At 66.2% G+C, this 26224-nt stretch carries 24 protein-coding genes; 19 read left to right on the top strand and 5 right to left on the bottom strand.

Annotation, left to right across the window (positions count from 1 at the left end):
• The first annotated feature begins 1 nt into the window (after position 1).
• The 13 genes from mraY to lpxC all read left to right on the top strand — a co-directional run bounded on the left by mraY (position 2) and on the right by lpxC (position 13943).
• Positions 2-1171 carry a phospho-N-acetylmuramoyl-pentapeptide-transferase gene (gene mraY, locus V7778_RS09750; protein ID WP_335554533.1) on the top strand — a complete coding sequence of 390 codons (1170 nt, stop codon included), beginning with the start codon at positions 2-4 and terminating at the stop codon, positions 1169-1171.
• A complete protein-coding gene (murD, locus tag V7778_RS09755; protein ID WP_335554537.1) occupies positions 1171-2697 on the top strand; it encodes a UDP-N-acetylmuramoyl-L-alanine--D-glutamate ligase in 1527 nt (508 codons plus the stop codon). The genes mraY and murD overlap by 1 nt, the downstream gene beginning before the upstream one ends.
• A complete protein-coding gene (gene ftsW, locus V7778_RS09760) occupies positions 2697-3914 on the top strand; it encodes a putative lipid II flippase FtsW (protein WP_335554540.1) in 1218 nt (405 codons plus the stop codon). Before murD ends, ftsW begins: the two co-directional genes overlap by 1 nt.
• A complete protein-coding gene (murG, locus tag V7778_RS09765) occupies positions 3911-4981 on the top strand; it encodes an undecaprenyldiphospho-muramoylpentapeptide beta-N-acetylglucosaminyltransferase (protein ID WP_335554543.1) in 1071 nt (356 codons plus the stop codon). Before ftsW ends, murG begins: the two co-directional genes overlap by 4 nt.
• A gap of 7 nt (positions 4982-4988) precedes the next feature.
• Positions 4989-6380: a UDP-N-acetylmuramate--L-alanine ligase gene (gene murC / locus V7778_RS09770; RefSeq protein WP_335554546.1), complete on the top strand. Its 1392-nt coding sequence runs from the start codon at positions 4989-4991 to the stop codon at positions 6378-6380.
• Between the two features lie 3 nt (positions 6381-6383).
• A complete protein-coding gene (locus V7778_RS09775) occupies positions 6384-7349 on the top strand; it encodes a D-alanine--D-alanine ligase (RefSeq protein ID WP_335554548.1) in 966 nt (321 codons plus the stop codon).
• 6 nt (positions 7350-7355) lie between these two features.
• Complete coding sequence (locus tag V7778_RS09780) at positions 7356-8180, top strand: cell division protein FtsQ/DivIB (RefSeq protein ID WP_335554550.1); 825 nt, start codon at positions 7356-7358, stop codon at positions 8178-8180.
• A 12-nt stretch (positions 8181-8192) separates the two neighbouring features.
• Complete coding sequence (gene ftsA, locus V7778_RS09785; protein WP_211518671.1) at positions 8193-9425, top strand: cell division protein FtsA; 1233 nt, start codon at positions 8193-8195, stop codon at positions 9423-9425.
• A gap of 154 nt (positions 9426-9579) precedes the next feature.
• The gene (ftsZ, locus tag V7778_RS09790; RefSeq protein ID WP_335554555.1) at positions 9580-10773 is read left to right on the top strand and encodes a cell division protein FtsZ; all 1194 of its coding nucleotides are present in this window, start codon (positions 9580-9582) and stop codon (positions 10771-10773) included.
• Positions 10774-11072: 299 nt separating this feature from the next.
• The gene (locus V7778_RS09795) at positions 11073-11576 is read left to right on the top strand and encodes a peroxiredoxin (RefSeq protein ID WP_335554558.1); all 504 of its coding nucleotides are present in this window, start codon (positions 11073-11075) and stop codon (positions 11574-11576) included.
• A 45-nt stretch (positions 11577-11621) separates the two neighbouring features.
• Complete coding sequence (locus V7778_RS09800; protein WP_335554560.1) at positions 11622-12071, top strand: GNAT family N-acetyltransferase; 450 nt, start codon at positions 11622-11624, stop codon at positions 12069-12071.
• A gap of 32 nt (positions 12072-12103) precedes the next feature.
• Positions 12104-12946 carry a DMT family transporter gene (locus tag V7778_RS09805; protein WP_335554623.1) on the top strand — a complete coding sequence of 281 codons (843 nt, stop codon included), beginning with the start codon at positions 12104-12106 and terminating at the stop codon, positions 12944-12946.
• Between the two features lie 61 nt (positions 12947-13007).
• Positions 13008-13943, top strand: a complete 936-nt coding sequence (gene lpxC / locus V7778_RS09810; RefSeq protein ID WP_335554563.1) for a UDP-3-O-acyl-N-acetylglucosamine deacetylase — start codon at positions 13008-13010, stop codon at positions 13941-13943.
• Between the two features lie 152 nt (positions 13944-14095).
• Here the strand turns inward: lpxC and V7778_RS09815 are convergent, their stop codons facing one another.
• Positions 14096-14491: a DciA family protein gene (locus V7778_RS09815; RefSeq protein WP_335554565.1), complete on the bottom strand. Its 396-nt coding sequence runs from the start codon at positions 14489-14491 to the stop codon at positions 14096-14098.
• Between the two features lie 331 nt (positions 14492-14822).
• Here V7778_RS09815 and secA point away from each other — a divergent pair, with 331 nt between their 5' ends.
• Positions 14823-17606: a preprotein translocase subunit SecA gene (gene secA / locus V7778_RS09820; protein WP_335554568.1), complete on the top strand. Its 2784-nt coding sequence runs from the start codon at positions 14823-14825 to the stop codon at positions 17604-17606.
• Between the two features lie 212 nt (positions 17607-17818).
• Here the strand turns inward: secA and V7778_RS09825 are convergent, their stop codons facing one another.
• A complete protein-coding gene (locus V7778_RS09825; protein WP_335554571.1) occupies positions 17819-18139 on the bottom strand; it encodes a Dabb family protein in 321 nt (106 codons plus the stop codon).
• A 228-nt stretch (positions 18140-18367) separates the two neighbouring features.
• Between V7778_RS09825 and V7778_RS09830 the strand changes: the two genes are divergently transcribed.
• Positions 18368-18889 carry a DUF1203 domain-containing protein gene (locus V7778_RS09830; RefSeq protein WP_335554572.1) on the top strand — a complete coding sequence of 174 codons (522 nt, stop codon included), beginning with the start codon at positions 18368-18370 and terminating at the stop codon, positions 18887-18889.
• Here V7778_RS09830 and V7778_RS09835 read toward each other — a convergent pair.
• The 3 genes from V7778_RS09835 to V7778_RS09845 all read right to left on the bottom strand — a co-directional run bounded on the left by V7778_RS09835 (position 18829) and on the right by V7778_RS09845 (position 21729).
• Positions 18829-19884, bottom strand: coding sequence for a MerR family transcriptional regulator (locus V7778_RS09835; RefSeq protein WP_335554577.1), 1056 nt, complete (start codon positions 19882-19884; stop codon positions 18829-18831). The genes V7778_RS09830 and V7778_RS09835 overlap by 61 nt on opposite strands.
• 101 nt (positions 19885-19985) lie before the next feature.
• Positions 19986-20981: a peptidoglycan recognition protein family protein gene (locus V7778_RS09840; protein WP_335554580.1), complete on the bottom strand. Its 996-nt coding sequence runs from the start codon at positions 20979-20981 to the stop codon at positions 19986-19988.
• A gap of 22 nt (positions 20982-21003) precedes the next feature.
• Complete coding sequence (locus V7778_RS09845) at positions 21004-21729, bottom strand: hypothetical protein (RefSeq protein WP_335554583.1); 726 nt, start codon at positions 21727-21729, stop codon at positions 21004-21006.
• Between the two features lie 517 nt (positions 21730-22246).
• On the opposite strand from V7778_RS09845, the gene argJ reads away from it, so the two are divergent.
• The 4 genes from argJ to V7778_RS09865 are packed head-to-tail and all read left to right on the top strand — an operon-like array spanning position 22247 to position 26118.
• Positions 22247-23485, top strand: coding sequence for a bifunctional glutamate N-acetyltransferase/amino-acid acetyltransferase ArgJ (gene argJ / locus V7778_RS09850; protein WP_335554585.1), 1239 nt, complete (start codon positions 22247-22249; stop codon positions 23483-23485).
• A gap of 16 nt (positions 23486-23501) precedes the next feature.
• Positions 23502-24392, top strand: a complete 891-nt coding sequence (locus tag V7778_RS09855) for an ATP-binding protein (RefSeq protein ID WP_335554588.1) — start codon at positions 23502-23504, stop codon at positions 24390-24392.
• Entirely contained in the window at positions 24385-24807 is a 423-nt protein-coding gene (locus V7778_RS09860; protein WP_335554591.1) for an NUDIX domain-containing protein, read from the top strand. Before V7778_RS09855 ends, V7778_RS09860 begins: the two co-directional genes overlap by 8 nt.
• Before the next feature lie 9 nt (positions 24808-24816).
• Positions 24817-26118, top strand: coding sequence for a D-amino acid dehydrogenase (locus tag V7778_RS09865; protein WP_335554594.1), 1302 nt, complete (start codon positions 24817-24819; stop codon positions 26116-26118).
• Positions 26119-26224 lie beyond the last annotated feature (106 nt).

Raw genomic sequence — 26224 nt, forward strand, 5'->3', positions numbered from 1 at the left:
CATGCTTCTCTGGCTTGCTCAGTATTTCCAGGACTACATCGGTCCGCTGCGCGTATTCAACTACATCACCTTCCGCGCGGTGTTCGCGACCATTACCGCGATCACCATCGGCCTGCTGTGCGGCCCGGTCGTGATCCGCAAGCTGACCGAAATGAAGGTCGGCCAGGCGGTGCGCACCTATGGTCCGCAGAGCCACCTGACCAAGCACGGCACCCCGACCATGGGCGGCGTGCTGGTGCTGATCGCGATCGGCGTCTCGACCCTGCTGTGGTGCGACCTGTCCAACCGCCTGATCTGGCCGGTGCTGATCGTCACCCTGGGCTTCGGCGCCGTCGGCTGGGTCGACGACTACCGCAAGGTGGTCTACAAGGACCCGGAAGGCATGCGCTCGGGCGAAAAATACTTCTGGATGTCGCTGATCGGCCTGTCCTCGGCCTTCTACCTGGCGTTCTCGGTCTCGGCCGCCAACCCCTGGGAAGTGGCGCGCCTGTTCTACGCCTGGGTCGAATCCGGCTTCTCGATGGACCTGCCGCCCAAGGCCGACCTGATCGTTCCCTTCTTTAAGTCGATCAGCTATCCGCTCGGCGTGTGGGGCTTCATCGCGCTGACCTATTGCGTCATCGTCGGCACCAGCAACGCGGTCAACTTCACCGACGGCCTGGACGGCCTGGCGATCATGCCGACCGTGATGGTGGGCGCCGCCCTGGGCCTGTTCGCTTACCTGACCGGCAGCGTGACCTATTCGAAATACCTGTTCATCCCCTACATCCCGGGCGCCGGCGAGCTCCTGATCTTCTGCGGCGCGATGGCGGGGGCGGGCCTGGCCTTCCTCTGGTATAACGCGCACCCGGCCCAGATGTTCATGGGCGACGTCGGCGCGCTGGCGCTGGGCGGCGCGCTCGGCACCATCGCCGTCATCGTGCGCCAGGAAATCGTGCTGTTCATCATGGGCGGCGTGTTCGTGGCCGAGACCCTGTCGGTGATCATCCAGGTGAGCTGGTTCAAGTTCACCAAGAAACGCTACGGCGCCGGCCGCCGCGTGTTCCTGATGGCGCCGCTGCACCACCATTTCGAACAAAAGGGCTGGAAAGAAACCAAGGTCGTCGTCCGCTTCTGGATCGTGACCATGGTGCTCATCCTCGTTGGCTTGTCGACTCTAAAACTGCGCTGATGAACTACGAAGGCAAATCCGCACTGGTACTGGGCCTGGGTGAATCCGGGCTGGCGATGGCGCAATGGCTGGCGCGCTGCGGCGCACGCGTGCGCGTCGCCGATACGCGCACCGAGCCGCAGCGCCTGTTCGCCCTGCGCCAGGCCGTGCCGAACGCCGAATTCGTGGGCGGTGACGAAGGTGGCAAATTCCCCGCGACCCTGCTCGACGGCGTCGACTTCGTTGCCGTCAGCCCGGGCCTGGCCCCGAACCGCGAACTGGCGGCCATCACGCCGGCGGCACACGAGCGCCACATTCCGGTATGGGGCGAGATCGAACTGTTCGCCCAGGCCCTGGCCCACCTGCGCCAGGACCGCGGCTACGCGCCGAAAGTCATCGCCATCACCGGCACCAACGGCAAGACCACCGTCACCAGCCTCACCGGCCTGCTGTGCCGCCGCGCCGGCCTGTCGACCCGCGTGGCCGGCAACATCAGCCCGGCCGCGCTGGACGTGCTGCGCGAAGTCCTCGACAACAACGTGCGCGCAGGCGATGAATTGCCGCAGGCCTGGGTGCTGGAACTGTCCAGCTTCCAGCTGCACACCACCTTCAGCCTGCAGGCCGACGCGGCCACCGTGCTGAACGTGACCCAGGACCACCTGGACTGGCACGGCAATATGGACGCCTATGCGCGCGACAAGGCGCGCATCTTCGGCCCTGACACCGTGCGCGTGCTGAACCGCGACGACGCGACCGTGATGCGCATGGCCGCCGCCGATGCGCCGGCCTTCACCTTCGGCACCGGCGAGCCCTCGGCGCCGAACAGCTTCGGGCTGCTCAGCGAGCGCGGCGTGCTGTGGCTGGCCAATGCGGTCGCCGTCGACGACGAGCCGGCGAAGAAGCTCAAGAAGGGTGAGTTGCCGCCCCCGGTGGAAACCACCGTGAACCGCCTGATGCCGGCCGACGCGCTCCGTATCCGCGGCCTGCACAATGCCGCCAACGCGCTGGCCGCGCTGGCCCTGTGCCGCGCCTGCGGCCTGCCGCTGGCGCCGCTGCTGCACGGCCTGCGCGAATACGCGGGCGAACCGCACCGCGTGGAACTGGTCGCCAGCATCGAGGGCGTCGACTACTACGACGACAGCAAGGGCACCAACGTGGGCGCCACCGTGGCCGCGCTGGAAGGCCTGGGCAAGGCCTTCGCCGGGGAAGACCAGCAGATCGTCTTGATCGCCGGCGGCGACGGCAAGGGCCAGGACTTCGCGCCGCTGGGCCTGCCCAGCTCGCGCTATGTGCGCGCCGTGCTGCTGATCGGCCGCGACGCGCCGGCCGTGCGCGCCGCCATCGAGCCGACCGGCGTGCCGGTGTTCGACCTGCCCGGCCTGCCGGAAGCGGTGCGCCGCGCCGCCGGCCTGGCCAAGGCGGGCGATGCGGTGCTGCTGTCGCCGGCCTGCGCCAGCCTCGACATGTTCACCAACTACGCGCACCGCGCGCAGGTGTTCGTCGACGCCGTCCGCGAACTCGCTCTCGAGAAGGGGCAGGAGATCTGATGGCGTTCCAGATTCCGTTCAAGTTCTCGGGCAGCGCCAGCGATGCGAGCATCGCGGCGCGCAGCCGTCCATCGAAGATGATGGAGTACGACCAGCCGCTGGTGTGGGTCACGGTGCTGCTCATGCTGTTCGGACTGGTGATGGTGTACTCGGCCTCGATCGCGCTGCCGGACTCGCCGAAGTTCGCCTACCTGACGGGCAGGAACGAATACTTCCTGTACCGCCAGATGATGTACATCGTGGTCTCGATGACCGCCGCCGCCGTGGTGTTCCGCGTGCCGATCGCCGTGTGGCAGCGGTACGCGCCCATGCTCTTCATCGGCACCCTGGTGCTCCTGATGATCGTGCTGATCCCGGGCATCGGCGTGACGGTCAACGGCGCGCGCCGCTGGCTGCCGCTCAAGGTCATGAACCTGCAGCCCTCGGAACTGATGAAGATCGCGGTCGTGCTTTACGCGGCCGACTTCACCGTGCGCAAGCAGGAATACATGCACAAGCTGACCAAGGGCTTCCTGCCGATGATGGTCGCGATCGGCCTGGTCGGCGGCCTGCTGCTGATGGAGCCGGACCTGGGCGCCTTCGGCGTGATCGTCTGCATCGCCATGGGCATCCTGTTCCTGGGCGGGATCAACATCGTCTGGTTCGGCGGCATCGGCGCGCTGCTGGTGGTGATCTTCACCTCGATCATCGCGCTCTCGCCGTTCCGCCGCGCGCGCATGTTCGCCTACCTCGACCCCTGGCAGGAAGACAATGCCCTCGACAAGGCCTACCAGCTGACCCATTCCCTGATCGCCTTCGGGCGCGGCGAGTTCTTCGGCGTCGGCCTGGGCTCGAGCGTGGAAAAACTGCACTACCTGCCGGAAGCGCACACCGACTTCATCATGGCCGTGATCGGCGAGGAACTCGGCCTGGCCGGCGTGCTCGTGGTGGTCGCCATGTTCTACTGGCTGGTCAAGCGCGCCTTCGACATCGGCCGCCAGGCCATCGCCCTCGACCAGGTCTTCGCCGGCCTGGCCGCCAAGGGCATCGGCATCTGGATCGGCGTCCAGACCTTCATCAACATGGGCGTGAACCTGGGCCTGCTGCCGACCAAGGGATTGACCCTGCCGCTGATGAGCTTCGGCGGCTCGGGCGTGATGTTCAACTGCGTCGGCCTGGCGATCCTGCTGCGGATCGACTACGAGAACCGTGTTCGCATGCGCGGAGGCCGCGTATGAAGAAGCTGATGATCATGGCGGCCGGCACCGGCGGCCACATCTTCCCCGGCATCGCGATCGCCCAGACCATGCGCGCGCGCGGCTGGGAAGTGAGCTGGCTGGGCACCGCGCACGGCATGGAAACCGAGCTGGTACCGAAGGCCGGCATCCCGATGGACAGCATCGACTTCGCCGGCCTGCGCGGCAAGGGCCTGGGCCATACGGTCAAGGGCGCCTTCAAGATGCTGGGCGCTTTTCTTTCCTGCCGCCGCATCCTGGCCCGGCGCAAGCCCGACGTGGTGCTGGGCATGGGCGGCTATGTGACGGTGCCGGGCGGCCTGATGGCGCGCCTGCGCGGCGTGCCGCTGGCCCTGGTCAACGCCGACGCCGCGCTGCTGCTGTCGAACAAGACCCTGGCGCCGATGGCCGACCGCGTGCTGTTCGGCTTCCCGGCCGATTTCGGCAAGGCGGCCGACCGCGCCGTCGTTACCGGCAACCCGGTGCGCCAGGCGATCCTGGACCTGCCTGCGCCCGCGGCGCGCTTCGCGGGCCGCGGCGGGCCACTGCGCATCCTGGTGGTGGGCGGCAGCCTGGGCGCCAAGGTGCTGAACGACAGCGTACCGGCGGCACTCAGCCTGATCGATCCGGCCGTGCGTCCGCTGGTCACACACCAGTCGGGCAAGAAGAATATCGAGGCCCTGCGTTCCGCGTACGCGCAAGCCGGCGTCGAGGCGAAGGTGGTCGACTTCATCGACGACATGGCCGCCGCCTATGCCGAGGCCGACCTGGTGATCTGCCGCGCGGGCGCCATCACGGTCTCGGAACTGACCGCGGCCGGCGTGGCCAGCGTGCTGGTGCCGTTCGTGGCCAGCACCACCAGCCACCAGCGCGACAACGCGGTCTGGATGGATGGGCAACAGGCGGCGGTGCACCTGCCGCAAGGAGAACTGGATCCGCAGCGGGTGGCGAGCCTGCTGCAAACGACGAGCCGCGAACGCTGCCTGGCCATGGCCGAGGCGGCGCAACGCGTGGGCAAGCGCGACGCCAACGAGGCGATCGCGCGCGAACTAGAGAAATTGGCAAGGTAAGGGCACGATGCAACACAAGATCAAGAACATTCACTTCGTCGGCATCGGCGGCAGCGGCATGAGCGGCATCGCCGAGGTGCTGGTCAATCTCGGCTACAAGGTGTCGGGCTCCGACCTGAACAGCAATGCCGCGAGCCAGCGCCTGGCCGACCTCGGCGCCAAGGTCTACCTCGGCCACAAGGCCGAGCACGTGGCGGGCGCCGACGTGGTCGTGACCTCGACCGCGGTCAACGAAGCGAATCCGGAAGTGGTGGCGGCGCGCGCCGGCAAGGTGCCGGTGGTCCCGCGCGCCATCATGCTGGGCGAACTGATGCGCCTGAAGCGCGGCATCGCCATCGCCGGCACCCACGGCAAGACCACCACCACCAGCCTGGTGGCTTCGGTGCTGGCCCAGGGCGGCCTGGACCCGACCTTCGTCATCGGCGGCCGCCTGACCGCCGCCGGCGCCAACGCCAAGCTGGGCTCGGGCGAATACATCGTGGCCGAGGCCGACGAGTCGGACGCCTCTTTCCTGAACCTGACGCCGATGATCGAGGTGATCACCAACATCGACGCCGACCACATGGACACCTACGAGCACGACTTCGAAAAGCTCAAGGCCGCGTTCGTGCACTTCACCCACCGCCTGCCGTTCTACGGCCGCGCCATGCTGTGCATCGACGACCGCCACGTGCGCGACATCCTGCCCCAGGTGACCAAGCCGGTGACCACCTACGGCTTCTCCGAAGAAGCCGAGGTGCGCGCCATGGATGCCTACGCCGAAGGCGTGCAGATGCACTTCACCGTGCGCCAGGAAGGCTATCCGGACACCAAGTTCGTGCTGAACCAGCCGGGCATGCACAACGTGCTGAACGCCTGCTCGGCGATCGCGATCGCCCGCGAGATCGGCATCGACGACGCCGCGACCGCCCAGGGCCTGCTGGAATTCCGCGGCGTCGGCCGCCGTTTCACCCGCTACGGCGAAGTGGCGCTGCCCGCGGGCGGCAGCTTCACCCTGGTGGACGACTTCGGCCACCATCCGGTCGAGACCGAGGTGACCCTGGCCGCCGCGCGCGCCGCCTATCCGGGCCGCCGCCTGGTGCTGGCCTTCCAGCCGCACCGCTACAGCCGCACGCGCGACCTGTTCGAGGACTTCGTGAAGGTGCTGTCGACCCCGGACGTGCTGCTGCTGGCCGACGTCTACCCGGCCGGCGAGGCGCCGATCGTGGCCGCCGACGGCCGCGCCCTGTCGCGCGCGCTGCGCACCGGCGGCAAGCTGGAACCGATTTTCGTGGAGGCGATCGCCGACATGCCCGCGGCCATCATGAACGTGGCGCGCGACGGCGACGTCGTCATCACCATGGGCGCCGGCTCGATCAGCGGCGTGCCCCACCAACTGACCAATGCAAAGGCTCGATAGATCGTGAACACCACCACTTTTGATCCCGCGTCCCTGGGCAAGGTCGGCGTGCTGTTCGGCGGACGCTCCGCCGAGCGCGACGTCTCGATCATGTCCGGCACCGGCGTGCTGCAGGCCCTGAAGAGCCGCGGCATCGACGCCCACCCGTTCGACCCGGGCACCCAGAGCCTGGCCGAGCTGGCCGCGCAGAACTTCGACCGCGTGTTCATCGCGCTGCACGGCCGCTACGGCGAAGACGGCAGCCTGCAGGGCGCGCTCGAGCAGCTCGGCATTCCCTACACCGGCAGCGGCGTGATGGCATCCAGCGTCGGCATGGACAAGATCACCACCAAGAAGATCTGGATCATGCACGGCGTGCCGACCCCGGGCTACGCGAGCATCGACTCGACGACCGACCTGGACAAGGTGGTGGCGGACCTCGGCCTGCCGCTGATCGTCAAGCCGCCGCTCGAGGGCTCCACCATCGGCATCACCAAGGTCGAGAAGGCCGAGGACTTCAAGGCCGCGGTCGACCTGGCCGCCGGCTTCGACGACGTGGTGCTGGCCGAGGAATTCGTCACCGGCCGCGAATTCACCGTGGCCGTGCTGGGCACCGGCGCCGGCGCGCGCGCGCTCCCGATCGTCGAGATCGTGGCCCCGGAAGGCAATTACGACTACCAGAACAAGTACTTCACCGACGACACCCAGTACCACTGCCCGGCGAACCTGCCGGCCGAACTGACGGAAGAGATCCAGCGCCACGCCGTGAACGCCTACCGCGCGCTCGGCTGCGAAGGCTGGGGCAGGGTGGACGTGCTGGTGCGCGAGAGCGACATGCGTCCCTTCCTGCTCGAGGTGAACACTTCGCCCGGCATGACCGGCCACTCGCTGGTGCCGATGGCGGCGCGCGCGGTGGGCATCAGCTACGAGGACCTGTGCGTGGAAATCCTGCGCTCGGCACGCCTCAAGATGGGCCAGGCCAAGGGATAAGCGCGCATGTGGCATGACGTCCGGTCCCTGAATGCAAGCGCCAGCGCGGTGACCGCGCTGACGGTGCTCGCCTGCCTCGCCTCGATCGTGTGGTGGCTGTCGCAGCTGCCCATGTTCTCGCTGCGCGCGGTGACGGTGGAAAGCATGTACGGGATCGACCTGCGCCACGTGAACGAGCTGACGGTGCGCAACGGCGTGATCGGCAAGATTCGCGGCAACTTCTTTACCGCCGACCTGGAGCAGGTGAGGACCACCTTCGAGACCGTGCCCTGGGTGCGCCGCGCCACCGTGCGCCGCGAATGGCCGAACCAGCTGATCGTCGAGGTGGAAGAGCACGAGGCGCTCGGCACCTGGGGCGAGGACGGCCGCCTGCTGTCGGTCAAGGGCGACGTCTTCACCGCCAACCTGGGCGAGGCCGGCGACGACCACGAGCTGCCGGCCTTCGAGGGCCCGGCGGGCAGCGAGAAGGAAGTGCTGGCGCGCTTTTCCGAACTGCGCGCGCTGTTCGCGCCGGTCAAGCTGCTGCCGCAATCGCTGTCGCTGTCCGACCGTTACGCCTGGACGGTCAAGCTGGACAACGGCATGAGCGTGGCGCTGGGCCGCGAGCAGGACCGCAATACCCTGAAGCGGCGGGTGCAGCGCCTGGTCGGCGTCTACCCGCAGCTGGTCGCCCGGCTGCAGGAAGGGCGGATCGACACGATCGACATGCGCTACCCGAACGGCCTGGCGCTGTCCTCGGCGGCGCTGAGCGTGCCGCTGGACACGACCAAGCCGGTCAAGGCGGCCAAGAAGAAACCGAACACAACAAGCAAGATAACCAAGCAAACCTAGCAGGCAACAGCAATGACAAAAGACGCGAAAAACCTGATCGTCGGCCTCGACATCGGCACCTCCAAGGTGGTGGCGGTCGTGGCCGAAGTGATGTCCGACGGACGCCACGAGGTGATCGGCCTCGGTCAGCACGAGTCGAAAGGATTGAAGAAAGGCGTGGTCGTCAACATCGAGGCCACCGTCGAGTCGATCCAGCGCGCCCTCGAAGAGGCGGAGCTGATGGCCGACTGCAAGATCCGCAACGTCTATGCTGGCATCGCCGGCAGCCATATCCGCTCCTTCAATTCGAGCGGCATGGTGGCGATCAAGGACAAGGAAGTCACCGCCACCGACGTGGCGCGCGTGATCGAGACCGCCAAGGCGGTCAACATCCCGACCGACCAGCAGCTGCTGCACACGGTGCCGCAGGAGTTCATCGTCGACAACCAGGAAGACGTGCGCGAGCCGATCGGCATGAGCGGCATCCGCCTGGAAGTGCGGGTGCACATCGTCACCGGCGCGGTGTCGGCGGTGCAGAACATCGTCAAGTGCGTGCGCCGCTGCGGCCTGGAAGTCTCGGACCTGATCCTGCAGCCGATGGCCTCGGCCGACTCGGTGCTGACCTCGGACGAGAAGGAACTGGGCGTGGTCCTGATCGACATCGGCGGGGGCACCACCGACATCGCCGTGTTCTCGGACGGCGCGATCCGCCACACGGCGGTGATTCCGATCGCCGGCGACCAGATCACCAGCGACATCGCGATGGCGCTGCGCACCCCGACCGGCGAAGCCGAGGACATCAAGATCCGCTACGGCGTGGCCAAGCAGGTGCTGGCCGATCCGGGCGAGACGCTGGAAGTGCCGGGGCTGGGCGACCGCGGTCCGCGCGCGCTCTCGCGCCAGGCGCTGGCGGCCGTGATCGAGCCGCGCGTCGAAGAACTGTTTGCGATGGTGCACCAGGTGGTGCGCGAATCCGGTTACGAAGGCGTGCTCTCCTCGGGCATCGTCCTCACCGGCGGCAGCTCGATCATGCCCGGCATGATCGAAATGGCCGAAGACATTTTCCTCAAACCGGCGCGCCTCGGCACGCCGGAGTACCGCGGCCAGCTGGCCGACGTGGTGCGCAGCCCCCGCTACGCCACCGTGCTCGGCTTGCTGCTGGAAGCGAAGAAGCAGTACCTGCGTGGCCACATCGTGACCCGTCAGGATGGTTCGGTGAAGGCAGTGTGGCAACGCATGAAGGAATGGATAGCTGGGAATTTCTGAAGCAGGGACGGCAGTAGAAAAATTCGTAAAAATTCGACGTAAATTCGTCACGGGGTCAAGATTTTTAAATACAATCGCAGTTACCGAGCTGGGGCGTTAATTCAAGCAGAACGCCTCGTGCCGGGAACCGCATTTTGAATATTAGGAGTTCATCATGGAGTTCGATATGGTCGATAACGCAGCACTGGGGACCGTGATCAAGGTCGTAGGCGTCGGTGGCGCCGGCGGCAACGCGGTTCAGCACATGATCAATAAAGGTGTGTCCGGTGTCGAGTTCATCGCCGCAAACACGGACGCGCAGGCACTGGCGGCATCGGGCGCGCACAACGTGATCCAGATCGGCCCGACCGGCCTGGGCGCGGGCATGCGTCCCGAAGTCGGCCGCCAGCTGGCCGAGCAATCGCGTTCGCGCATCGAAGACGCGCTGCGCGGCGCGCACATGGTCTTCATCGCCGCCGGCATGGGCGGCGGCACCGGCACCGGCGCCGCCCCGATCGTGGCCGAAGTCGCGAAGTCGATGGGCGCGCTGACCGTGGCCGTGGTCTCCAAGCCGTTCTCCTACGAAGGCCAGAAGTGCATGGATGTCGCCGAATCGGGCCTGGAAGAGCTGACCAAGCACGTGGACTCGCTGATCGTGATCCTCAACGAAAAGCTGGAAGACATCTACGAAGACGAGTCGATGCTCGACTGGATGAAGCATGCCGACGACGTCCTGAACAACGCGGTCGCCGGTATCGCCGAGATCATCAACGTGCCGGGCCACATCAACGTCGACTTCAACGACGTCAAGACCATCATGGGCGAGCAGGGCAAGGCCATGATGGGGACCGCCACCGCCTCGGGCGTGGACCGCGCGCGCATCGCCGCCGAGCAGGCCGTGGCCTCGCCGCTGCTGGACGGCATCGACCTGTCGGGCGCCAAGGGCGTGCTGGTCAACGTCACCGCCAGCCGTGGCCTCAAGGGCAAGGAAATCAAGGAAGTCATGGCCGCCGTGCGCGCCTTCGCCGCGCCGGACGCGTCGATCGCACAGGGTATCGCCTACGACGACGAGATGGGCGACGAGCTGCGCGTGACCGTGGTCGCGACCGGCCTGGGCAAGAACAAGAAGATCCAGCTGGTGCAGCCGCAGCCGATGCTCAAGACCGGCACCTACAACGCCCCGACCATGGCCGGCGCGTCGGCGGTGTCCGGCGGCCTGACCATGGGCGCTGCCGACACCGCCGTCGGCGGCCTGAAGCAGCCGGCCGTGTGGCGCCGCGAGCAGGCATCGGAGCAGGTGCAGGCGATGCAGCGCAACGGCGTCGAGACCTACGACATTCCGGCGTTTCTGCGCAAGCAGGCTGACTGATCGCTAATCGGTGAACTACGGAAGGGCCAGCGCGAGCTGGCCCTTTTTTGTTGTGCGCGCCGCTACGGTAGTTCATGCCCGTTCAGTTTGAACCGTCGTCCCGGCGAAGGCCGGGATCCAAGTTCGTGCCGCAGCCACTAGTGCGCTCGCTCGATGCACGCAGACTTGGCCGGAATGACGTGCTGGCGGTGCGGCAAAGGGGAGGGCGCCGGCGCGCCGGCACTGTTTGGTCAGCCCAAGCAAGCCTCCTGCGAATCGGCGATAATTGCCGGATTCTCAAAACACCTCAAGGAGCACACATGACCATCCAGATCGGCGACCGCCTGCCGGAAGGCACCCTGGCCGAATTCATCGAGACCGAAACCGCCGGCTGCTCGCTCGGCCCGAATACCTTCCAGGTGGCTGACTTGGTGAAAGGCAAGAAGATCGTGATCTTCGGCCTGCCGGGCGCCTACACCCCGACCTGCTCGGCCCAGCACGTGCCCGGCTACGTCAAGCACGCCGAGGCCCTGAAGGCCAAGGGTGTCGACGAAATCTGGTGCATCTCGGTCAACGACGCCTTCGTGATGGGCGCCTGGGGCCGCGACCAGAAAGCCACCGGCACCGTACGCATGATGGCCGACGGTAACGCCGCCTACTCCAAGGCCCTGGGCCTGGACGCCGACTTCTCCAAGCATGGCATGGGCACCCGCTCCAAGCGCTACTCGATGCTGGTCGAGGACGGCGTGGTCAAGCAGCTGAACGTCGAAAACGCCGGCTTCGAAATCTCGAGCGCCGAAAAGATGCTCGAACAACTGGGCTAAGCCGAGGCCACCTGACAAACGGCGCCGCGGCGCCGTTTTTTCATCATGATCATCAATACCGAAACCCCGGACCAGCCCGAGGTACGGGCCATGCTGGAACAGCTCGACGCCTACCACGCGGCGCTGTACCCGGCCGAGTCCAACCACCTGCTGGATGTCGATTCGCTGCTGCGCGAGGACGCGCTGTTCCTGGTCGCGCGCGACGTCGACGGCAAGGCCGTGGGCTGCGCGGCCCTGGTCGCGCGCGGCGGCTACGGCGAGATCAAGCGCATGTTCGTCAGCGAGGCGCGGCGCGGCCTGGGCGCCGGCAGCGAGCTGCTGCAGCACCTGACGATGTTCGCGCGCATGTCCGGCCTCCAGGTCTTGAACCTGGAAACCGGCATCCACCAGGCGCCGGCCATCCGCCTGTACGAGCGGGCCGGCTTCGTGCGCCGCGCGCCCTTCGGCGACTACCGTCCCGACCCCCTCAGTGTGTTCATGGAAAAGCGCCTGTGAAAAGCCGGGGCAATCTGGCCAGTATCTACGCGATGCTGCTTGCCGTCTTCATGTTCGCCCTGATGGACACGGCGATGAAGCTGCTGTCGGCGCGCTATCCGGCGATCCAGGTGGCCGCCCTGCGCGCCTTGAGTTCGCTGCCGCTGGTGGCGGCCTACCTGGCCTGGCGCGGCGCCTATGCCGGCATTCTGCGCATCCGCTGGCCGATGCACCTGCTGCGCGCGCTGCTCGGCATCCTGATGCTGGCCTTCTTCGCCTATGGCCTGCAGCGCCTGTCGCTGGCCGAGGCCTATTCGATCTTCTTCATCGCCCCGGCCCTGATCACGGCGATGTCGGTGCTCTTTCTCAAGGAGCGGGTCGACCTGGCGCGCTGGATCGCCATCGGCGTCGGCCTGTGCGGCGTGCTGGTGGTGCTGCGCCCGAGCGGCGCGGGCTTCCTCACCATCGGCGGCCTGGCCGTGCTGGGGTCGGCCGCCTGCTACGCGGTGTCGGCGATCACGGTGAAATTCCTGGCGCGCACCGACCGCAGCGAGCACATGGTGTTCTGGCTGATGCTGATGATGGCCATCGGCGCCAGCGCACTCGCGGCGCCGGGCTGGGTGGGCATGAGCATGGCCGACCTCCCGCTGCTGGCGGCGCTGGCCCTGACCGGCTTCGTCGGCCAGCTGGCCATCACCGAAGCCTTCAGCCGCGGCGAGGCCTCGAGCGTGGCCCCCTTCGAGTACTCGGCCCTGGCCTGGGGCGTGGGCCTGGACTGGCTGCTGTGGCGCGCGCTGCCCGACGGCTACACGCTGCTGGGGGCGGCGATCATCATCGGCAGCGGTTTGTATCTGATTCGCCACGAAAAAGACCACGCCGAATCCGAGCATCCCTAAGGGAAGGGCAGTTGAGGGGGCGGCGCCGGCAAGCCTGGAACAGGCGGGCTATAATCGGCGGATGCTGAAACAACGAACCATCAAAGAACTCGTCCGCACCACCGGCGTCGGCCTGCATTCGGGCCGCAAGGTGGAGCTGACCCTGCGCCCGGCCGCCGCCGATACCGGCATCGTGTTCCGCCGCGTGGACTTCAACCCCATCGTCGAAATCCCGAGCAGCGCCCACGTGGTGGGCGACACCCGCATGGCCTCGGTCCTGATCAAGGACGACGCCCGCGTCTCGACCGTCGAGCACATCATGTCGGCCTGCGCCGGCCTGGGCATCGACAACCTGTATATCGACGTCACGGCCGAAGAAATTCCGATCATGGACGGCTCGGCTTCCTCGTTTGTCTACCTGCTGCAGCAGTCCGGCGTGGAAGAGCAGGACGCGCCGCGCAAGTTCATCCGCGTGCTGAAGGACGTCGAGGTGCGCCAGGGCACGGGCGCCGCCGAGAAATGGGCGCGCCTGTCGCCGCACGACGGCTACAAGCTGGACTTCTTCATCGAATTCAACCACCCGGCGGTGGACGGCACCATGCAGCGCGCGGTCGTCGATTTCGGCGACATCACCTATGTGCGCGATGTGGCGCGGGCCCGCACCTTCGGTTTCATGCAGGACGTGGAAAGCCTGCGCGGCATGGGTCTGGCGCGCGGCGGCTCGCTCGAGAACGCGATCGTGATGGACGAATACCGCATCCTGAATGCGGACGGCCTGCGCTACGAGGACGAGTTCGTGCGCCACAAGATCCTCGATGCGATCGGCGACCTCTACCTGGTGGGACACCCGCTGCTGGCCAGCTACACGGCCCACAAGTCGGGCCACGCGCTCAACAACGAACTGCTGCGCGCGCTGCTGGCGCAGCCGGACGCCTACGAGATCGTGAGCTTCGATTCGCTGGATGCGGCGCCGGCGTCGTATGTGAAGATGGTGTCGAGGGAGTGGGCGCTGAGCTGAAGGCCGCTCTGGCAAACCTGGGTCCCCGCCGAGGGGGACGCCTAGTCCGGGGATGACGTTTGAAAGTGGCGGGCCGCAACGACTATCGCAGTCCGCAGCCTGGAAACGTCATCCCCGCGGAGGCGGGGACCCAAGTTTAGCAATCCCAGCCACTACCCCCTGCGCTTGGCCGCCAGCGCCCGCAAGGCCGCCACCAGCTCCTTGTTCTGCGTCGTCTCCGGCAAGCTCTCCGCCAGTTCCTCGAAGGCCTGCACCGCCGTCGGGGGCAGCTCCAGGGTGCGCATCTGCGGTTTTTCATCGACCGCGCGCGCCATCTGCACCTTCAGCCGGATCGATTCCACACCCCATCCGCGCCCCTGCAGCGTTGCCTGCAGCTTGGGCAGCATCTGCTTGAGCCTGGCCGCCAGCGCCGAACTGGGCACGGCCAGTACCAGTACCGACTCCTGGAACGAGATCACGGCGCAGGCGCCGAACAGGGCCGGCAGCGCCGCCGCGCAGTCGGACTGCAGGCGCGCCATGCGGTTCGCGGCGGGCAGCAGGCTGGCCATGCGGTCGTTGCCGCGAAGAAAATCTGTCGCGACAAAGGAGGTCTGGCGGGATTTGGTCCCGAATATATGGAAAGGACGCTGCTTGGGAGGAGGCGAGAACTGCATGCCCGCAACATACCACAGCGAGCACGCTTTGCAATGCCAGCCTAACAAGGAGTGCTATTTGATAACATTCTTGACGGTACGACTCTTGTTATCCTGCCCATGATCCCCAAGTGTGGCCGGATCGCATGATAAAATCAGTAGCTTTTTGCCATAGGCGGTCTTCGATGCTTATCTATCTGATATCATCCCTGGCTCTTTTTTGCGGCGTATTTTCTTAGAACACAGCATGTCATTCCTGACCCAGATTTTCGGCAGCCGTAACCAGCGTCTGCTCAAGCAATACCAAAAGACCGTGCGTCAGATCAACGCGCTCGAGCCGCAGATGGAAAAGCTGTCGGACGCCGAACTCCAGGCCAAGACGCCTGAGTTCAAGGACCGCCTGGGCAAGGGCGAGAGCCTCGACGACATCCTGCCGGAAGCTTTCGCCGTCTGCCGCGAAGCCGCCAAGCGCGTGCTCAAGATGCGTCACTTCGACGTGCAGCTGATCGGCGGCATGGTCCTGCACCAAGGCAAGATCGCCGAAATGGGCACCGGCGAGGGCAAGACCCTGATGGCGACCCTGCCGGTCTACCTGAACGGCCTGTCGGGCAAGGGCGTGCACGTCATTACCGTCAACGATTACCTGGCGCAGCGCGACGCCGAGCAGATGGGCCGCCTGTACGCCTGGCTGGGCCTGAGCACGGGCGTGAACCTGTCCCAGCTCGACCACGACAGCAAGCAGAAGGCCTACGGTTCCGACATCACCTACGGCACCAACAACGAATTCGGCTTCGACTACCTGCGCGACAACATGGTGTACGAGGCCCGCGAGCGCGTGCAGCGCAGCCTGAACTTCGCCGTGGTCGACGAGGTGGACTCGATCCTGATCGACGAGGCGCGTACCCCGCTGATCATTTCGGGCCAGGCCGAGAACCACACCGACCTCTATCACCGCATCAACGAAGTCCCGCCGCAGCTGACCCTGCAGATCGGCGAGGAGACCCCGGACGGCAAGGGCAAGATCGAAGTCCCGGGCGACTACACCAAGGACGAGAAGGCGCACACCGTGCTGCTGACCGAGGGCGGCCACGAGAAGGCCGAGGCCATCCTGACCAAGATGGGCCTGCTGCCGGAAGGCGCCTCGCTGTACGACGCGGCCAACATCACCCTGATCCACCACCTGTACGCGGCGCTGCGCGCCCACGTCCTGTACCACAAGGACCAGCACTACGTGGTGCAGAACAACGAAGTGGTGATCGTCGACGAATTCACCGGCCGCCTGATGACGGGCCGCCGCTGGTCGGACGGCCTGCACCAGGCCGTCGAAGCCAAGGAAGGCGTGCGCATCCAGAACGAGAACCAGACTCTGGCCTCGATCACCTTCCAGAACTACTTCCGCATGTACGGCAAGCTGGCCGGCATGACCGGCACGGCCGATACCGAAGCCTACGAATTCCAGGAGATCTACGGCCTGGAGACCGTGGTGGTCCCGCCGAACAAGCCGTCGCAGCGCAAGGACCGCCAGGACCAGGTCTACAAGACCGCGGAAGAGAAGTACAACGCGATGCTCAACGACATCCGCGACTGCTACGAGCGCGGCCAGCCGGTCCTGGTGGGCACGACCTCGATCGAGAACTCGGAACTGCTGTCCGGCATCCTGAACAAGGCGGGCCTGCCGCACAACGTCCTGAACGCGAAGCAGCACGCGCGCGAAGCGGAAATCATCGCCCAGGCCGGCCGTCCGAAGATGATCACCATCGCGACCAACATGGCCGGCCGCGGTACCGACATCGTCCTGGGCGGCAACGTCGCCAAGCAGATCCAGTTCATCGAAGCCGACGACAAGCTGTCGCCGGAAGACAAGGCCGCCCAGTCCAAGACCCTGAGCGACGAATGGCAGTCGCTGCACGACCTGGTCGTGCGCGAAGGCGGCCTGCACATCATCGGTACCGAGCGCCACGAATCGCGCCGGGTCGACAACCAGCTGCGCGGCCGTTCGGGCCGCCAGGGCGACCCGGGCTCCTCGCGCTTCTACCTGTGCCTGGACGATCCGCTGCTGCGCATCTTCGCGGGCGACCGCGTGCGCGCGATCATGGACCGCCTGAAGATGCCGGAAGGCGAACCGATCGAGGCGGGCATCGTGACCCGCTCGATCGAGTCGGCCCAGCGCAAGGTCGAGGCCCGCAACTTCGACATCCGCAAGCAGCTGCTCGAGTACGACGACGTCGCCAACGACCAGCGCAAGGTGATCTACACCCAGCGTAACGAACTGCTGGAGTCGACCGACATCTCCGAGACCATCGCCAGCCTGCGTAGCGGCGTGTTCACCGACGTGGTGCGCGGCTTCGTGCCGGCCGAATCGGTGGAAGAGCAGTGGGACATCAAGGCGCTGGAGTCGACCCTCTCGAGCGAATGGAGCCTGGACGTGCCGCTGGCGCAGATGCTGCAGGACGATCCGAACCTGAACGACGACGACATCCTGGAGCGCGTGCTGGCCGCGGCCGACAAGGCCTACGAGGCCAAGGTAGGCATCGTGGGCAAGGACGCCTTCGGCGGCTTCGAGCGCAACGTCATGCTGCAGAGCGTGGACACCCATTGGCGCGAACACCTCGCGGCGCTGGACCACCTGCGCCAGGGCATCCACCTGCGCGGCTATGCGCAGAAGAACCCGAAGCAGGAATACAAGCGCGAGGCCTTCGAGCTGTTCAGCAACATGCTGGACATGATCAAGAACGAAGTCATCCGCACCGTGATGACCGTGCGCATCCAGACCCGCGAGGAAGTCGAAGCGGCCGAAGCCGCGATGGCGGCCCAGGCGGCCCAGCTGGAAAACCTCAACTACCAGCACGCCGACTTCAACCCGTCGGCCGACCCGGCCGAGCTGCTCAACCCGAACCCGGTGTCGGGCGGCGCCGCGCCGGTGGCGGCGGAAGACCACAGCACCTACATGGGCGTGAAGGTCGGCCGCAACGACCCTTGCCCTTGCGGCAGCGGCAAGAAGTTCAAGCAGTGCCACGGCAAGCTGGCGTAAGCGCAGCGTGCTGAAAGCAAAACGGCCGGAGTGATCCGGCCGTTTTTGTTGTTGGGTGGCGTTATCGGTATGCGCGCAAACTTGGATCCCGGCCTTCGCCGGGATGACGGGCTTACGTGCGTGTCCGAAGTCAGTTCAGCCACTACTCGTGATGTTATCAAGGTCGTTCCGGCGACGGCCGGAACCCAAGTTCGATGCGGACCGCCATCGCCTCACCTGGCCCAATAATCCACCACCAGCGACTTCTCCAGGCATTCCCCCAGGGTCGACACGAAGCGCTGGTGCTCCGGATGGACCAGATACGCATCCCGGTCCTCCACCGACGCGAACGACAGCGTAAAACAATGCGAGAAGCCATCGTTCAGCCCTTCGGGACTGATATTGGTGCCCCATTCAAATTCGGTGATCCCGGGAATCGCGCCTTCGAGGCTTTCGAAATCGGAGATGATGGCATCCACCCGGTCGGCGGGCGCGCTGTCCTTGAACGAGAACAGGACGACGTGGCGTAGCGAGGCTGGCGTATCGGTAATCATGGTGCTCCACATGGCAGGTTCAGATCATGCATGCTACCGCCGTCACCGGCTTTGCCGCGCACGTTCGGCACGATCGCGCGTCCGCAGCAAGAACTCAGCTACAAGAACTCGGCAGCAAGAATTCAGCAGCGCGAATTCAGCAGCGCGAATTCAGCAGCAAGAAGCAGGACGCTTTCCATTGCCGGATCGGACAGGATAGGTGTTCTTCCACATGTCCGCGAGGCCGCCATGCACCACCATCCCGTCCCCTCCACGCCGATCCGTATCGTCCCCCTGCCATCAAGCTACCTGCAGCGCGCCCGCGCCGGCATCGACGACCTGGGCCAGCCCGTCGAACGCCACACCGCACAGGGCGGCGAACCGCTGCGCGACCTGCTGCGCCGCGCCGAACCGGGCGAACCGATCCTGCTCGCCAGCTACTGCCCGTTCACGCAGGCCGGTCCGTTCCGCGAATACGGCCCCGTCTTCCTGTCGGCGGCAGGGCAGGGCGCGGCGCAGTCCGACACCCTGCCGGTCCAGGGCAAAGCGCCTTACCTCGGGGCCAGCTTCGTGTTGCGCGCCTATAGCGAACGCGAACGCATCGTCGACGCGCGCGTGAGTTCGCCACATGCCGCCGCGGCCGACCTGGACGCCTTGTTCGCACGCGCCGACACGGACTTCGTGCTGGCGCGCTTCACGGCCTACGGCTGCTATGCGCTGCGGGTCGAACGGGCGATGCCCGGCGGCGCCGGCATCGCCCTGCGCAGGTAGTCGAGCATGTCGTCGCCGATGCCGCTTCCCATGCGCAGCACCGGTTCGTTCGCGCTGGCGCGGCGGAAGGCTTCGACGGCGGCGGGGTCAGGGCCGACCATGTCCTGGAACATCGCCATCCAGCGCCGCGCCAGCGCCCGCGCTTCAGGGCCGCGCGCATCGGGATCCTGTTCCATCTGCGCGCGCACCTCGGCGATCAGTCCAGGCCATTCGTGCCCGTGCTCGGCCTGGTGGCGGCGCATGCGCTCCAGCACCTCGGGCGCCAGGTAGCGGGCATACACGTCGCGCCGCAGTTCGCCGATCGAGGCCATCACATAGCCCATCAGCTCCGGTGTCACGCCGAATTCGTCCTGCATCGCCTGCTGCTCGCGCGTCGCCATCATGTTGATGCGCGTGACGAAGGCGTCGTTGTTGCCGGTGTCGCGCTGGAAGGCGTCCAGCCAGCGCTGGGCGAAGGACTTGGCGGCGCTCGAGGAGGGCGGGACCTGCGAGCGCATCAGGCCCGTCCCCTGTTCGACCAGCTGGCGCCAGTCGCGGCGCGCCTCCGGGTTGCTGAAAAACGGAAGCTGCTCCAGTTCGTCCTTGGTGAAATAGTGTTCGTACACGGTCATGGTCTCCAACGTGGTAAGCCAGTCGGACAGCTCGGGCGCCTTGCCCTGCAGCAGCTGGCCGCGCAGGCGCAGCAGCTGGCAGCGCATCTGCGCCGCCTCAAGGATCTGCCGGTCGACGGCGGCGAGCTGGCGCTCGACCACCGCCAGCTGCAAGGCGCCTGGACTGTCCAGCGGGTTGTCCAGATAAAGGCCGATGTCGGCCAGCCCCATCCCGAGTACGCGCAAGGCCTGGATCTGGTGCAGCCTGGCCACGTCGTCGCGGTCGTAGAGCCGGTAGCCGGCATCGGAACGCGCGGAAGGGCGGAGCAGCCCGATGCTGTCGTAATGGTGCAGCGTGCGTACCGTCAGGTTCGCGAGCGCGGCGAGTTCTCCTACTTTCAGCATGTCGGGCAGCTCCTTTCTTCAGCGTGGCGCCAGTCTCGAGCCTCACGTGGCGTGAGGGTCAAGCGGATTCCATGAGGCGAACGCGAATGATAGCGTGCCGCTTACCAGGCCATCTTGTTCCAGGTGTTGTCGCCGACCACGCCGTCCGCGCTCAAGCCTTTCGAGGTCTGGAAGTTCCTGACCGCCGTCGCCGTGGCCGGGCCGAAGGCGCCGTCGACCGCGATGCCGGCGCCGCTCTCGTTGAGCTGGCTCTGCACCGCGCGCACCTTGGCGCCGGAGTCGCCCTGCTGGGTGAGGATGACCAGCACCGGCCAGGTGGCATTGCCGACGATGCCGTCCGCACCCAGGCCGTGCGAGGACTGGAAGTTCTTCACCGCGTTCTGGGTCGCGCTGTCGAAGCTGGCGTTGACGGTGAGCGCATAGCCCCATTGCTGCAGCAGGTACTGGATGGTGCGCACGCGCTCGCCCGTGTTCCCGTACTGGACCAGCGGCCAGGTCGTGGTGGAGCCGCCGCCGCCCGCGACCAGCGACTTGTAGCGCGGCCAGTCCCAGCCCGAGCCAGGGTCGGTGTGGCTCTGGCTGGCGTAGTTGACGTGGCCCTTGACGTTGTACAGGGAGTCCGAGGGCACGGCGTTCCAGCCGGCGCTGCCGTCGTAGACCTTCTGCGACAGCGAGCGCGAGGCCAGGATGTCGCGCGTCAGTGCGGACGAGGCGTTGTACATGGCGGTCGTGTACCAGGCGGACGGGTTGGCGACATAGCCCTCGTGCTCGATGCCGACGGTATAGCCGTTGGAGTTCCCCACGTGCCAGGCCTTGTCCGCCTCGCGCACCATCTGGGTCACCTGGCCGTCCGACGACCGGATCACGTAGTGGGCGCTGACGCCGGCGCTGCAGTTCTGGAACCAGGAGATCGAGCCGGCGTAGGAACCTTGCGTGGTGTGCACCGTCACATGGCTGACGGAGGCGGTGCGTGCCGAGTAGTTGCAGCTGGCGGCGGGGTTCCAGATGGCCGGCGGGTAGTCGGTCGAGGCCAGCGCCGGTTGGATGGACGTCGCAAAGCAGAGGCTTGCGACCAAGCCGCGAAACATGTTCTTCATGAGTGTCTCCGTCGATGCTGCTTTATTTTTTATTCGGGGTGTCGATGAAGTCCGGCGCCGAGATCTTCGGATCGGGCACGCCGGTTTCCACGGTGATGCGGGGCGCGGACAGCTTCTTGAGCTTGTCCTTGCCGTAGATGCGCTCCATCTCGACGTGTTTCTGGCCGACGCGGTATTGTTCGCTGCCGCGGCCTTGACGGATGGCGGTGTAGATTTCGTAGGAGTAGATCTGCGCGATCTCGCGCTGCGGGATGCCGCTGTAGCGGGCCACGGCGTCTTCCCAGTCCTCGAGCGGGAAGGCGCGCGTCTTGCGGTTGCCGTACTGGGCGAGCAGGGCGGCGGCGGCGCGGATGTTGCTGCGCGTGTCGGAAGCGGCCTGCTCCGGCGTGACGCGGATCAGGGCCGCGCCCTGCGTGAGCGAGTGGCCGAAGTGCGGGTCGTCGCGCAGGCCCATGATGCCGTAGCTGATCGGCATGCCGTGGTGCGATTCCACCTCGACTTCCGGTTCGCCGTTCTTTTTCATTTTCCCCTTGGGCACGTGCGGATGCCAGCGCGTCTCGGCATAGGCGATCGACTCGAGCAGCTCGACCGGCACGTTGAACTCGCTTGAGGCTTCCTCGAAGTACTGCTTGTACTGCTTCGCCGACACGCTCAGCTCGGCGGGTTTGCCGTCGGCGAAGGCCGGCGGCAGGGCGGCAAGTCCTGCACAAAGCGCGACGATCAGCTGCGCCTTTAGGGTTGACTTCATCGTTGTCTCCTGTGGTTGTATGCCCCGCGGCGGGGGTGTGCCGAATCGGCTCGCCGAGTATATGCATGGTTTTCCGTAGGAAATCGTAAGGCCTTGATCCGCAACAGGAAAATGAACGAAGTTCAATTGTGCGCGGCTATTGCGAGAAACGTGCTTATAAGGTGGGGTTAACGGGGTAAAAGCTAAAGCTATCGAGTGGACGGGCGTGCGGATGGTGCGGTGTTGTGCGTGTCTGCTTGTGCGGTACCCGCCAGGCCCGATCCGTCGTCCCGGCGAAGGCCGGGACCCAGGTTCGCATGCGGTCCACATTAGTTCGCGTGCACCACGGCTGCGCGACGAACCTGGATCCCGGCCTTCGCCGGGATGACGCTCACATGCAGCTGGCGCGAGATGCGTCCTGCTCACTCATCGGCAATCGAACGCACGTCGCCACCTCATCGCAACACCAAGCCCGGCTCTCCTGTTCTCCCGCTGGCGGTACAATAACGAATTCGACAATTTTTCCAACGAGATCGCCATGGCCGTCAATTCCCCCCTGCCAGTCGCAGCCGACCTGAAACCCGTGAACGGCATTGAAATCGGCTTCGCCGAAGCCGGCATCAAGAAGCCCAACCGCAAGGACATCCTGGTGATGAAGCTGGCGGAAGGCGCCACCGTGTCGGGCGTGTTCACCCTGAACCGCTTCTGCGCCGCGCCGGTCCAGGTGAGCAAGGCCAACCTCGAAGCGGTCAAGGCGGGCGGTGCGCCGATCCGCGCGCTGGTGGTCAACACCGGCAATGCGAACGCCGGCACCGGCGAGACCGGGCTGGCCAACGCCCAGGCCACCTGCGCCGCGCTGGCGGGCCTGCTCGGCCTGCAGCCGCAGCAGGTGCTGCCGTTTTCCACCGGCGTGATCCTGGAACAGCTGCCGCTCGAGAAGGTCAAGGCCGGCCTGCCGGCCGCCGTCGCGAACCTCAAGGCCGACAACTGGTTCAATGCCGCCGAGGCGATCATGACCACCGACACCCAGCCGAAGGCGGCCTCGCGTACCGTCACCATCGGCGGCCACAACGTGACCCTGACCGGCATCAGCAAGGGCGCCGGCATGATCAAGCCGAACATGGCGACCATGCTCGGCTACGTGGCCTGCGACGCCAAGGTGGCCCAGCCCGTCCTCGACGAACTGGTCAGGCACGCGGCCGACCACTCGTTCAACAGCATCACCATCGACGGCGATACCTCGACCAACGACTCCTTCATGCTGATCGCCACCGGCGCAGGTGAACTCGAAGTCAATAGCGCCAGCGGCGCCGAGTACGAGGCGCTGAAGGAAGCCGTCACCGAGATCTCGCGCAACCTGGCGCAGCAGATCATCCGCGACGGCGAAGGCGCGACCAAGTTCATGACCATCACGGTGGAAGAGGGCCGCGACGTGGCGGAATGCCGCAAGATCGCCTACGCCATCGCCCATTCGCCGCTGGTCAAGACGGCCTTCTTCGCCTCCGACCCGAACCTGGGTCGCATCCTGGCCGCGGTCGGCTATGCCGGCGTGGACGACCTCGACGTCACCAGGCTCGACCTCTACCTGGACGACGTGTGGGTGGCCAAGAGCGGCGGCCGCAACCCGGACTACAAGGAAGAGGACGGCCAACGCGTGATGAAGCAGTCCGAGATCACGGTGCGCGTCAAGCTGGCGCGCGGCGAGGCCACCGCCACCGTCTGGACCTGCGACCTGTCGCACGACTACGTGTCGATCAACGCCGACTACCGCTCCTGAACTTCCGCACCAGGCAATGACACCACTGGAACAGTTCCTGCACCGCGCCGAAGCTTTGCTGGCGCGCGTGGAGGCGGTGCTGCCGCCGCCCGTGCCGCGCGAGCCGGACTGGAAGCGCAGCTTCGCCTTCCGCTGGCGCAAGCGCGCCAATGGCGGCGGCAAGTATCTGCAGCCGGTGCTGCATGCATCGACGATCCGCCTGGAAGACCTGCGGCATGTGGACGCGCAGAAGCGCCAGATCGAGCAGAACACGCGCCAGTTCGTGGCGCGCCGTCCCGCCAACAACGTGCTGCTCACCGGCGCGCGCGGCACCGGCAAGTCCTCGCTGATCAAGGCCTGCCTGAACGGCTTCGCCGCCCAGGGCCTGCGCCTGATCGAGGTCGACAAGGAAGACCTGGCCGACCTGCCGGACATCGTCGACCTGGTGGCGGGCCGCCCGGAGCGCTTCGTGATTTTCTGCGACGATCTGTCCTTCGAAGAAGGCGAGGCCAGCTACAAGGCGCTCAAGGTGGCGCTCGACGGCAGCATCAGCGCGCAGTCGGACAACGTCCTGATCTACGCGACCTCGAACCGGCGCCACCTGATGCCGGAAAAAATGTCGGACAACGCGGGCTACCGCCACAGCGACGAGGGCGACCTGCATCCGGGCGAGACGGTGGAAGAGAAGATCTCGCTGTCGGAGCGCTTCGGCCTGTGGCTGTCCTTCTATCCCTTCCGCCAGGACGACTACCTCGACATCACCGGCCACTGGCTGGCGAGCTTCGGCTGCACGCCGGAGCAGATCGCGGCGGCGCGCGTCGAGGCCCTGCAATGGGCGCTGCAGCGCGGCTCGCGCTCGGGCCGGGTGGCCTGGCAATTTGCGAAGGACTATGCCGGCAAGCTGCCGGATCTTAAAACGAATGAGTGAAGCAAAACCAACAGCGCGGCCGGTCGACGTCGCGGTGGGCATCCTGATGCGCCCCAACGGCGACGTGCTGCTCGGCCAGCGGCCGGAAGGCAAGCCCTACGCGGGCTACTGGGAATTCCCGGGCGGGAAAGTCGAGCCGGGCGAGGACATCTTCGTGGCGCTGCAGCGCGAGTTCGTCGAGGAGCTCGGCGTGCAGGTGCTGAGTGGCGAGCCCTGGTGCTGCGTCGAGCACGTCTACGAACACGCCCATGTGCGCCTGTATTTCTACATCTGCCGCGCGTGGAAGGGCGAGCCGCAAAGCCTGGAAGGGCAGGCCTTCGCCTGGCAGGGCGCCTACAGCGTCAGCCCGCTGCTGCCGGCCACCATCCCGCTGCTCGAGTGGCTCGACCGGGTACGCTATCCCTCACACACTTAAGGACCTGAAGTGAAAGTCATCATCCTCGGCAGTGGCGTCATCGGAACCGCATCGGCGTATTTCCTGGCCAGGGCCGGGCATGAGGTGACGGTAGTCGACCGCCAGCCCGGCGCCGGGATGGAAACCAGTTTCGGCAACGCCGGCGAGATCTCGCCCGGCTACGCCACGCCCTGGGCCGGACCGGGCGTGCCGATGAAGGCGGTCAAATGGCTGGCGATGCAGCACAGCCCCCTGGTGATCCGCCCGCGCATGGACCCGGCCCAGTGGCGCTGGATCCTGCAAATGCTGGGCAACTGCAACCACCGCAGCTACCAGGTCAACAAGGGGCGCATGGTGCGCCTGGCCGAGTACAGCCGCGATGTGCTGGTCCAGCTGCGCAAGGACACCGGCATCGCCTACGACGAGCGCAGCAAGGGCACCCTGCAGCTGTTCCGCACCCAGAAGCAGTTCGAGGGCTCCAGCACCGACATCGAGGTGCTGGAGCAGTACGGCGTGCCTTACCGGCTGCTCGAGCCGGAGGGCTGCGAGGAATACGAGCCGGCCCTGGCGCGGGTACGCGGGCGTTTTGTGGGCGGCCTGCTGCTGCCGAACGACGAGACCGGCGACTGCTTCAAGTTCACCCAGGCCCTGGCCGGCATGGCCGCAGCGCTGGGCGTGCAGTTCGAGCACGACGTGAAGATCGAGCGCCTGGTCACGGAAGGCGACCGCATTACCGGGGTGATCACCTCGAAGGGCGAGCTCAAGGCGGACCAGTACGTGCTGGCGCTGGGCAGCTATTCGCCGCTGATGCTCAAGCAGATCGGCATCCACATTCCCGTGTATCCGGTGAAGGGCTATTCGATCACGGTGCCGATCACGGACGCGGCCGGCGCGCCGGAATCGACCGTGATGGACGAAAGCTTCAAGGTGGCGATCACGCGCCTGGGCGACCGCATCCGCGTCGGCGGCACGGCGGAGCTGTCCGGCTACGACCTGCGCCTGCACCAGGCGCGCCGCGACACCCTGGAGCATTCGGTGACCAGCCTGTTCCCGGACGGCGGCGATGTAAGCAAGGCCTCGTTCTGGTGCGGCCTGCGCCCGATGACGCCGGACGGCACGCCGGTAGTGGGTCCGACGCCTTACCGCAACCTGTTCCTCAACACCGGGCACGGCACCCTGGGCTGGACCATGGCCTGCGGCTCGGGGCGGGTGCTGGCGGACATGCTGTCGGGACGGCAGCCGGAGATCGGGCTGGAGGGCTTGTTCATGGACCGGTATGGGAGAAGGAACCGGCCGGTGGTGGTGCCGCAGGGGATACGGGTCGGGGTGTGATATGTCGGTCGGCGCCACCGTACACCGTTAACCTCAAAACCGTCGTTCCGGCCTTCGCCGGAACGACGGTTTTTAAGCTAGGGGGAAACCAGGGAGGTAGCCTGCT

The sequence above is a fragment of the Massilia sp. DD77 genome (assembly GCF_036961685.1).
Lineage (GTDB): Bacteria > Pseudomonadota > Gammaproteobacteria > Burkholderiales > Burkholderiaceae_D > Telluria.

Coding starts and splice junctions, on each gene's coding strand:
- mraY (WP_335554533.1), top strand. CDS start 2: ATGCTTCTCTGGCTTGCTCAGTATTTCCAGGACTACATCGGTCCGCTG.
- murD (WP_335554537.1), top strand. CDS start 1,171: ATGAACTACGAAGGCAAATCCGCACTGGTACTGGGCCTGGGTGAATCC.
- ftsW (WP_335554540.1), top strand. CDS start 2,697: ATGGCGTTCCAGATTCCGTTCAAGTTCTCGGGCAGCGCCAGCGATGCG.
- murG (WP_335554543.1), top strand. CDS start 3,911: ATGAAGAAGCTGATGATCATGGCGGCCGGCACCGGCGGCCACATCTTC.
- murC (WP_335554546.1), top strand. CDS start 4,989: ATGCAACACAAGATCAAGAACATTCACTTCGTCGGCATCGGCGGCAGC.
- V7778_RS09780 (WP_335554550.1), top strand. CDS start 7,356: ATGTGGCATGACGTCCGGTCCCTGAATGCAAGCGCCAGCGCGGTGACC.
- ftsA (WP_211518671.1), top strand. CDS start 8,193: ATGACAAAAGACGCGAAAAACCTGATCGTCGGCCTCGACATCGGCACC.
- ftsZ (WP_335554555.1), top strand. CDS start 9,580: ATGGAGTTCGATATGGTCGATAACGCAGCACTGGGGACCGTGATCAAG.
- V7778_RS09795 (WP_335554558.1), top strand. CDS start 11,073: ATGACCATCCAGATCGGCGACCGCCTGCCGGAAGGCACCCTGGCCGAA.
- V7778_RS09800 (WP_335554560.1), top strand. CDS start 11,622: ATGATCATCAATACCGAAACCCCGGACCAGCCCGAGGTACGGGCCATG.
- V7778_RS09805 (WP_335554623.1), top strand. CDS start 12,104: ATGCTGCTTGCCGTCTTCATGTTCGCCCTGATGGACACGGCGATGAAG.
- lpxC (WP_335554563.1), top strand. CDS start 13,008: ATGCTGAAACAACGAACCATCAAAGAACTCGTCCGCACCACCGGCGTC.
- V7778_RS09815 (WP_335554565.1), bottom strand. CDS start 14,491: ATGGCCAGCCTGCTGCCCGCCGCGAACCGCATGGCGCGCCTGCAGTCC.
- secA (WP_335554568.1), top strand. CDS start 14,823: ATGTCATTCCTGACCCAGATTTTCGGCAGCCGTAACCAGCGTCTGCTC.
- V7778_RS09825 (WP_335554571.1), bottom strand. CDS start 18,139: ATGATTACCGATACGCCAGCCTCGCTACGCCACGTCGTCCTGTTCTCG.
- V7778_RS09830 (WP_335554572.1), top strand. CDS start 18,368: ATGCACCACCATCCCGTCCCCTCCACGCCGATCCGTATCGTCCCCCTG.
- V7778_RS09835 (WP_335554577.1), bottom strand. CDS start 19,884: ATGCTGAAAGTAGGAGAACTCGCCGCGCTCGCGAACCTGACGGTACGC.
- V7778_RS09840 (WP_335554580.1), bottom strand. CDS start 20,981: ATGAAGAACATGTTTCGCGGCTTGGTCGCAAGCCTCTGCTTTGCGACG.
- V7778_RS09845 (WP_335554583.1), bottom strand. CDS start 21,729: ATGAAGTCAACCCTAAAGGCGCAGCTGATCGTCGCGCTTTGTGCAGGA.
- argJ (WP_335554585.1), top strand. CDS start 22,247: ATGGCCGTCAATTCCCCCCTGCCAGTCGCAGCCGACCTGAAACCCGTG.
- V7778_RS09855 (WP_335554588.1), top strand. CDS start 23,502: ATGACACCACTGGAACAGTTCCTGCACCGCGCCGAAGCTTTGCTGGCG.
- V7778_RS09860 (WP_335554591.1), top strand. CDS start 24,385: ATGAGTGAAGCAAAACCAACAGCGCGGCCGGTCGACGTCGCGGTGGGC.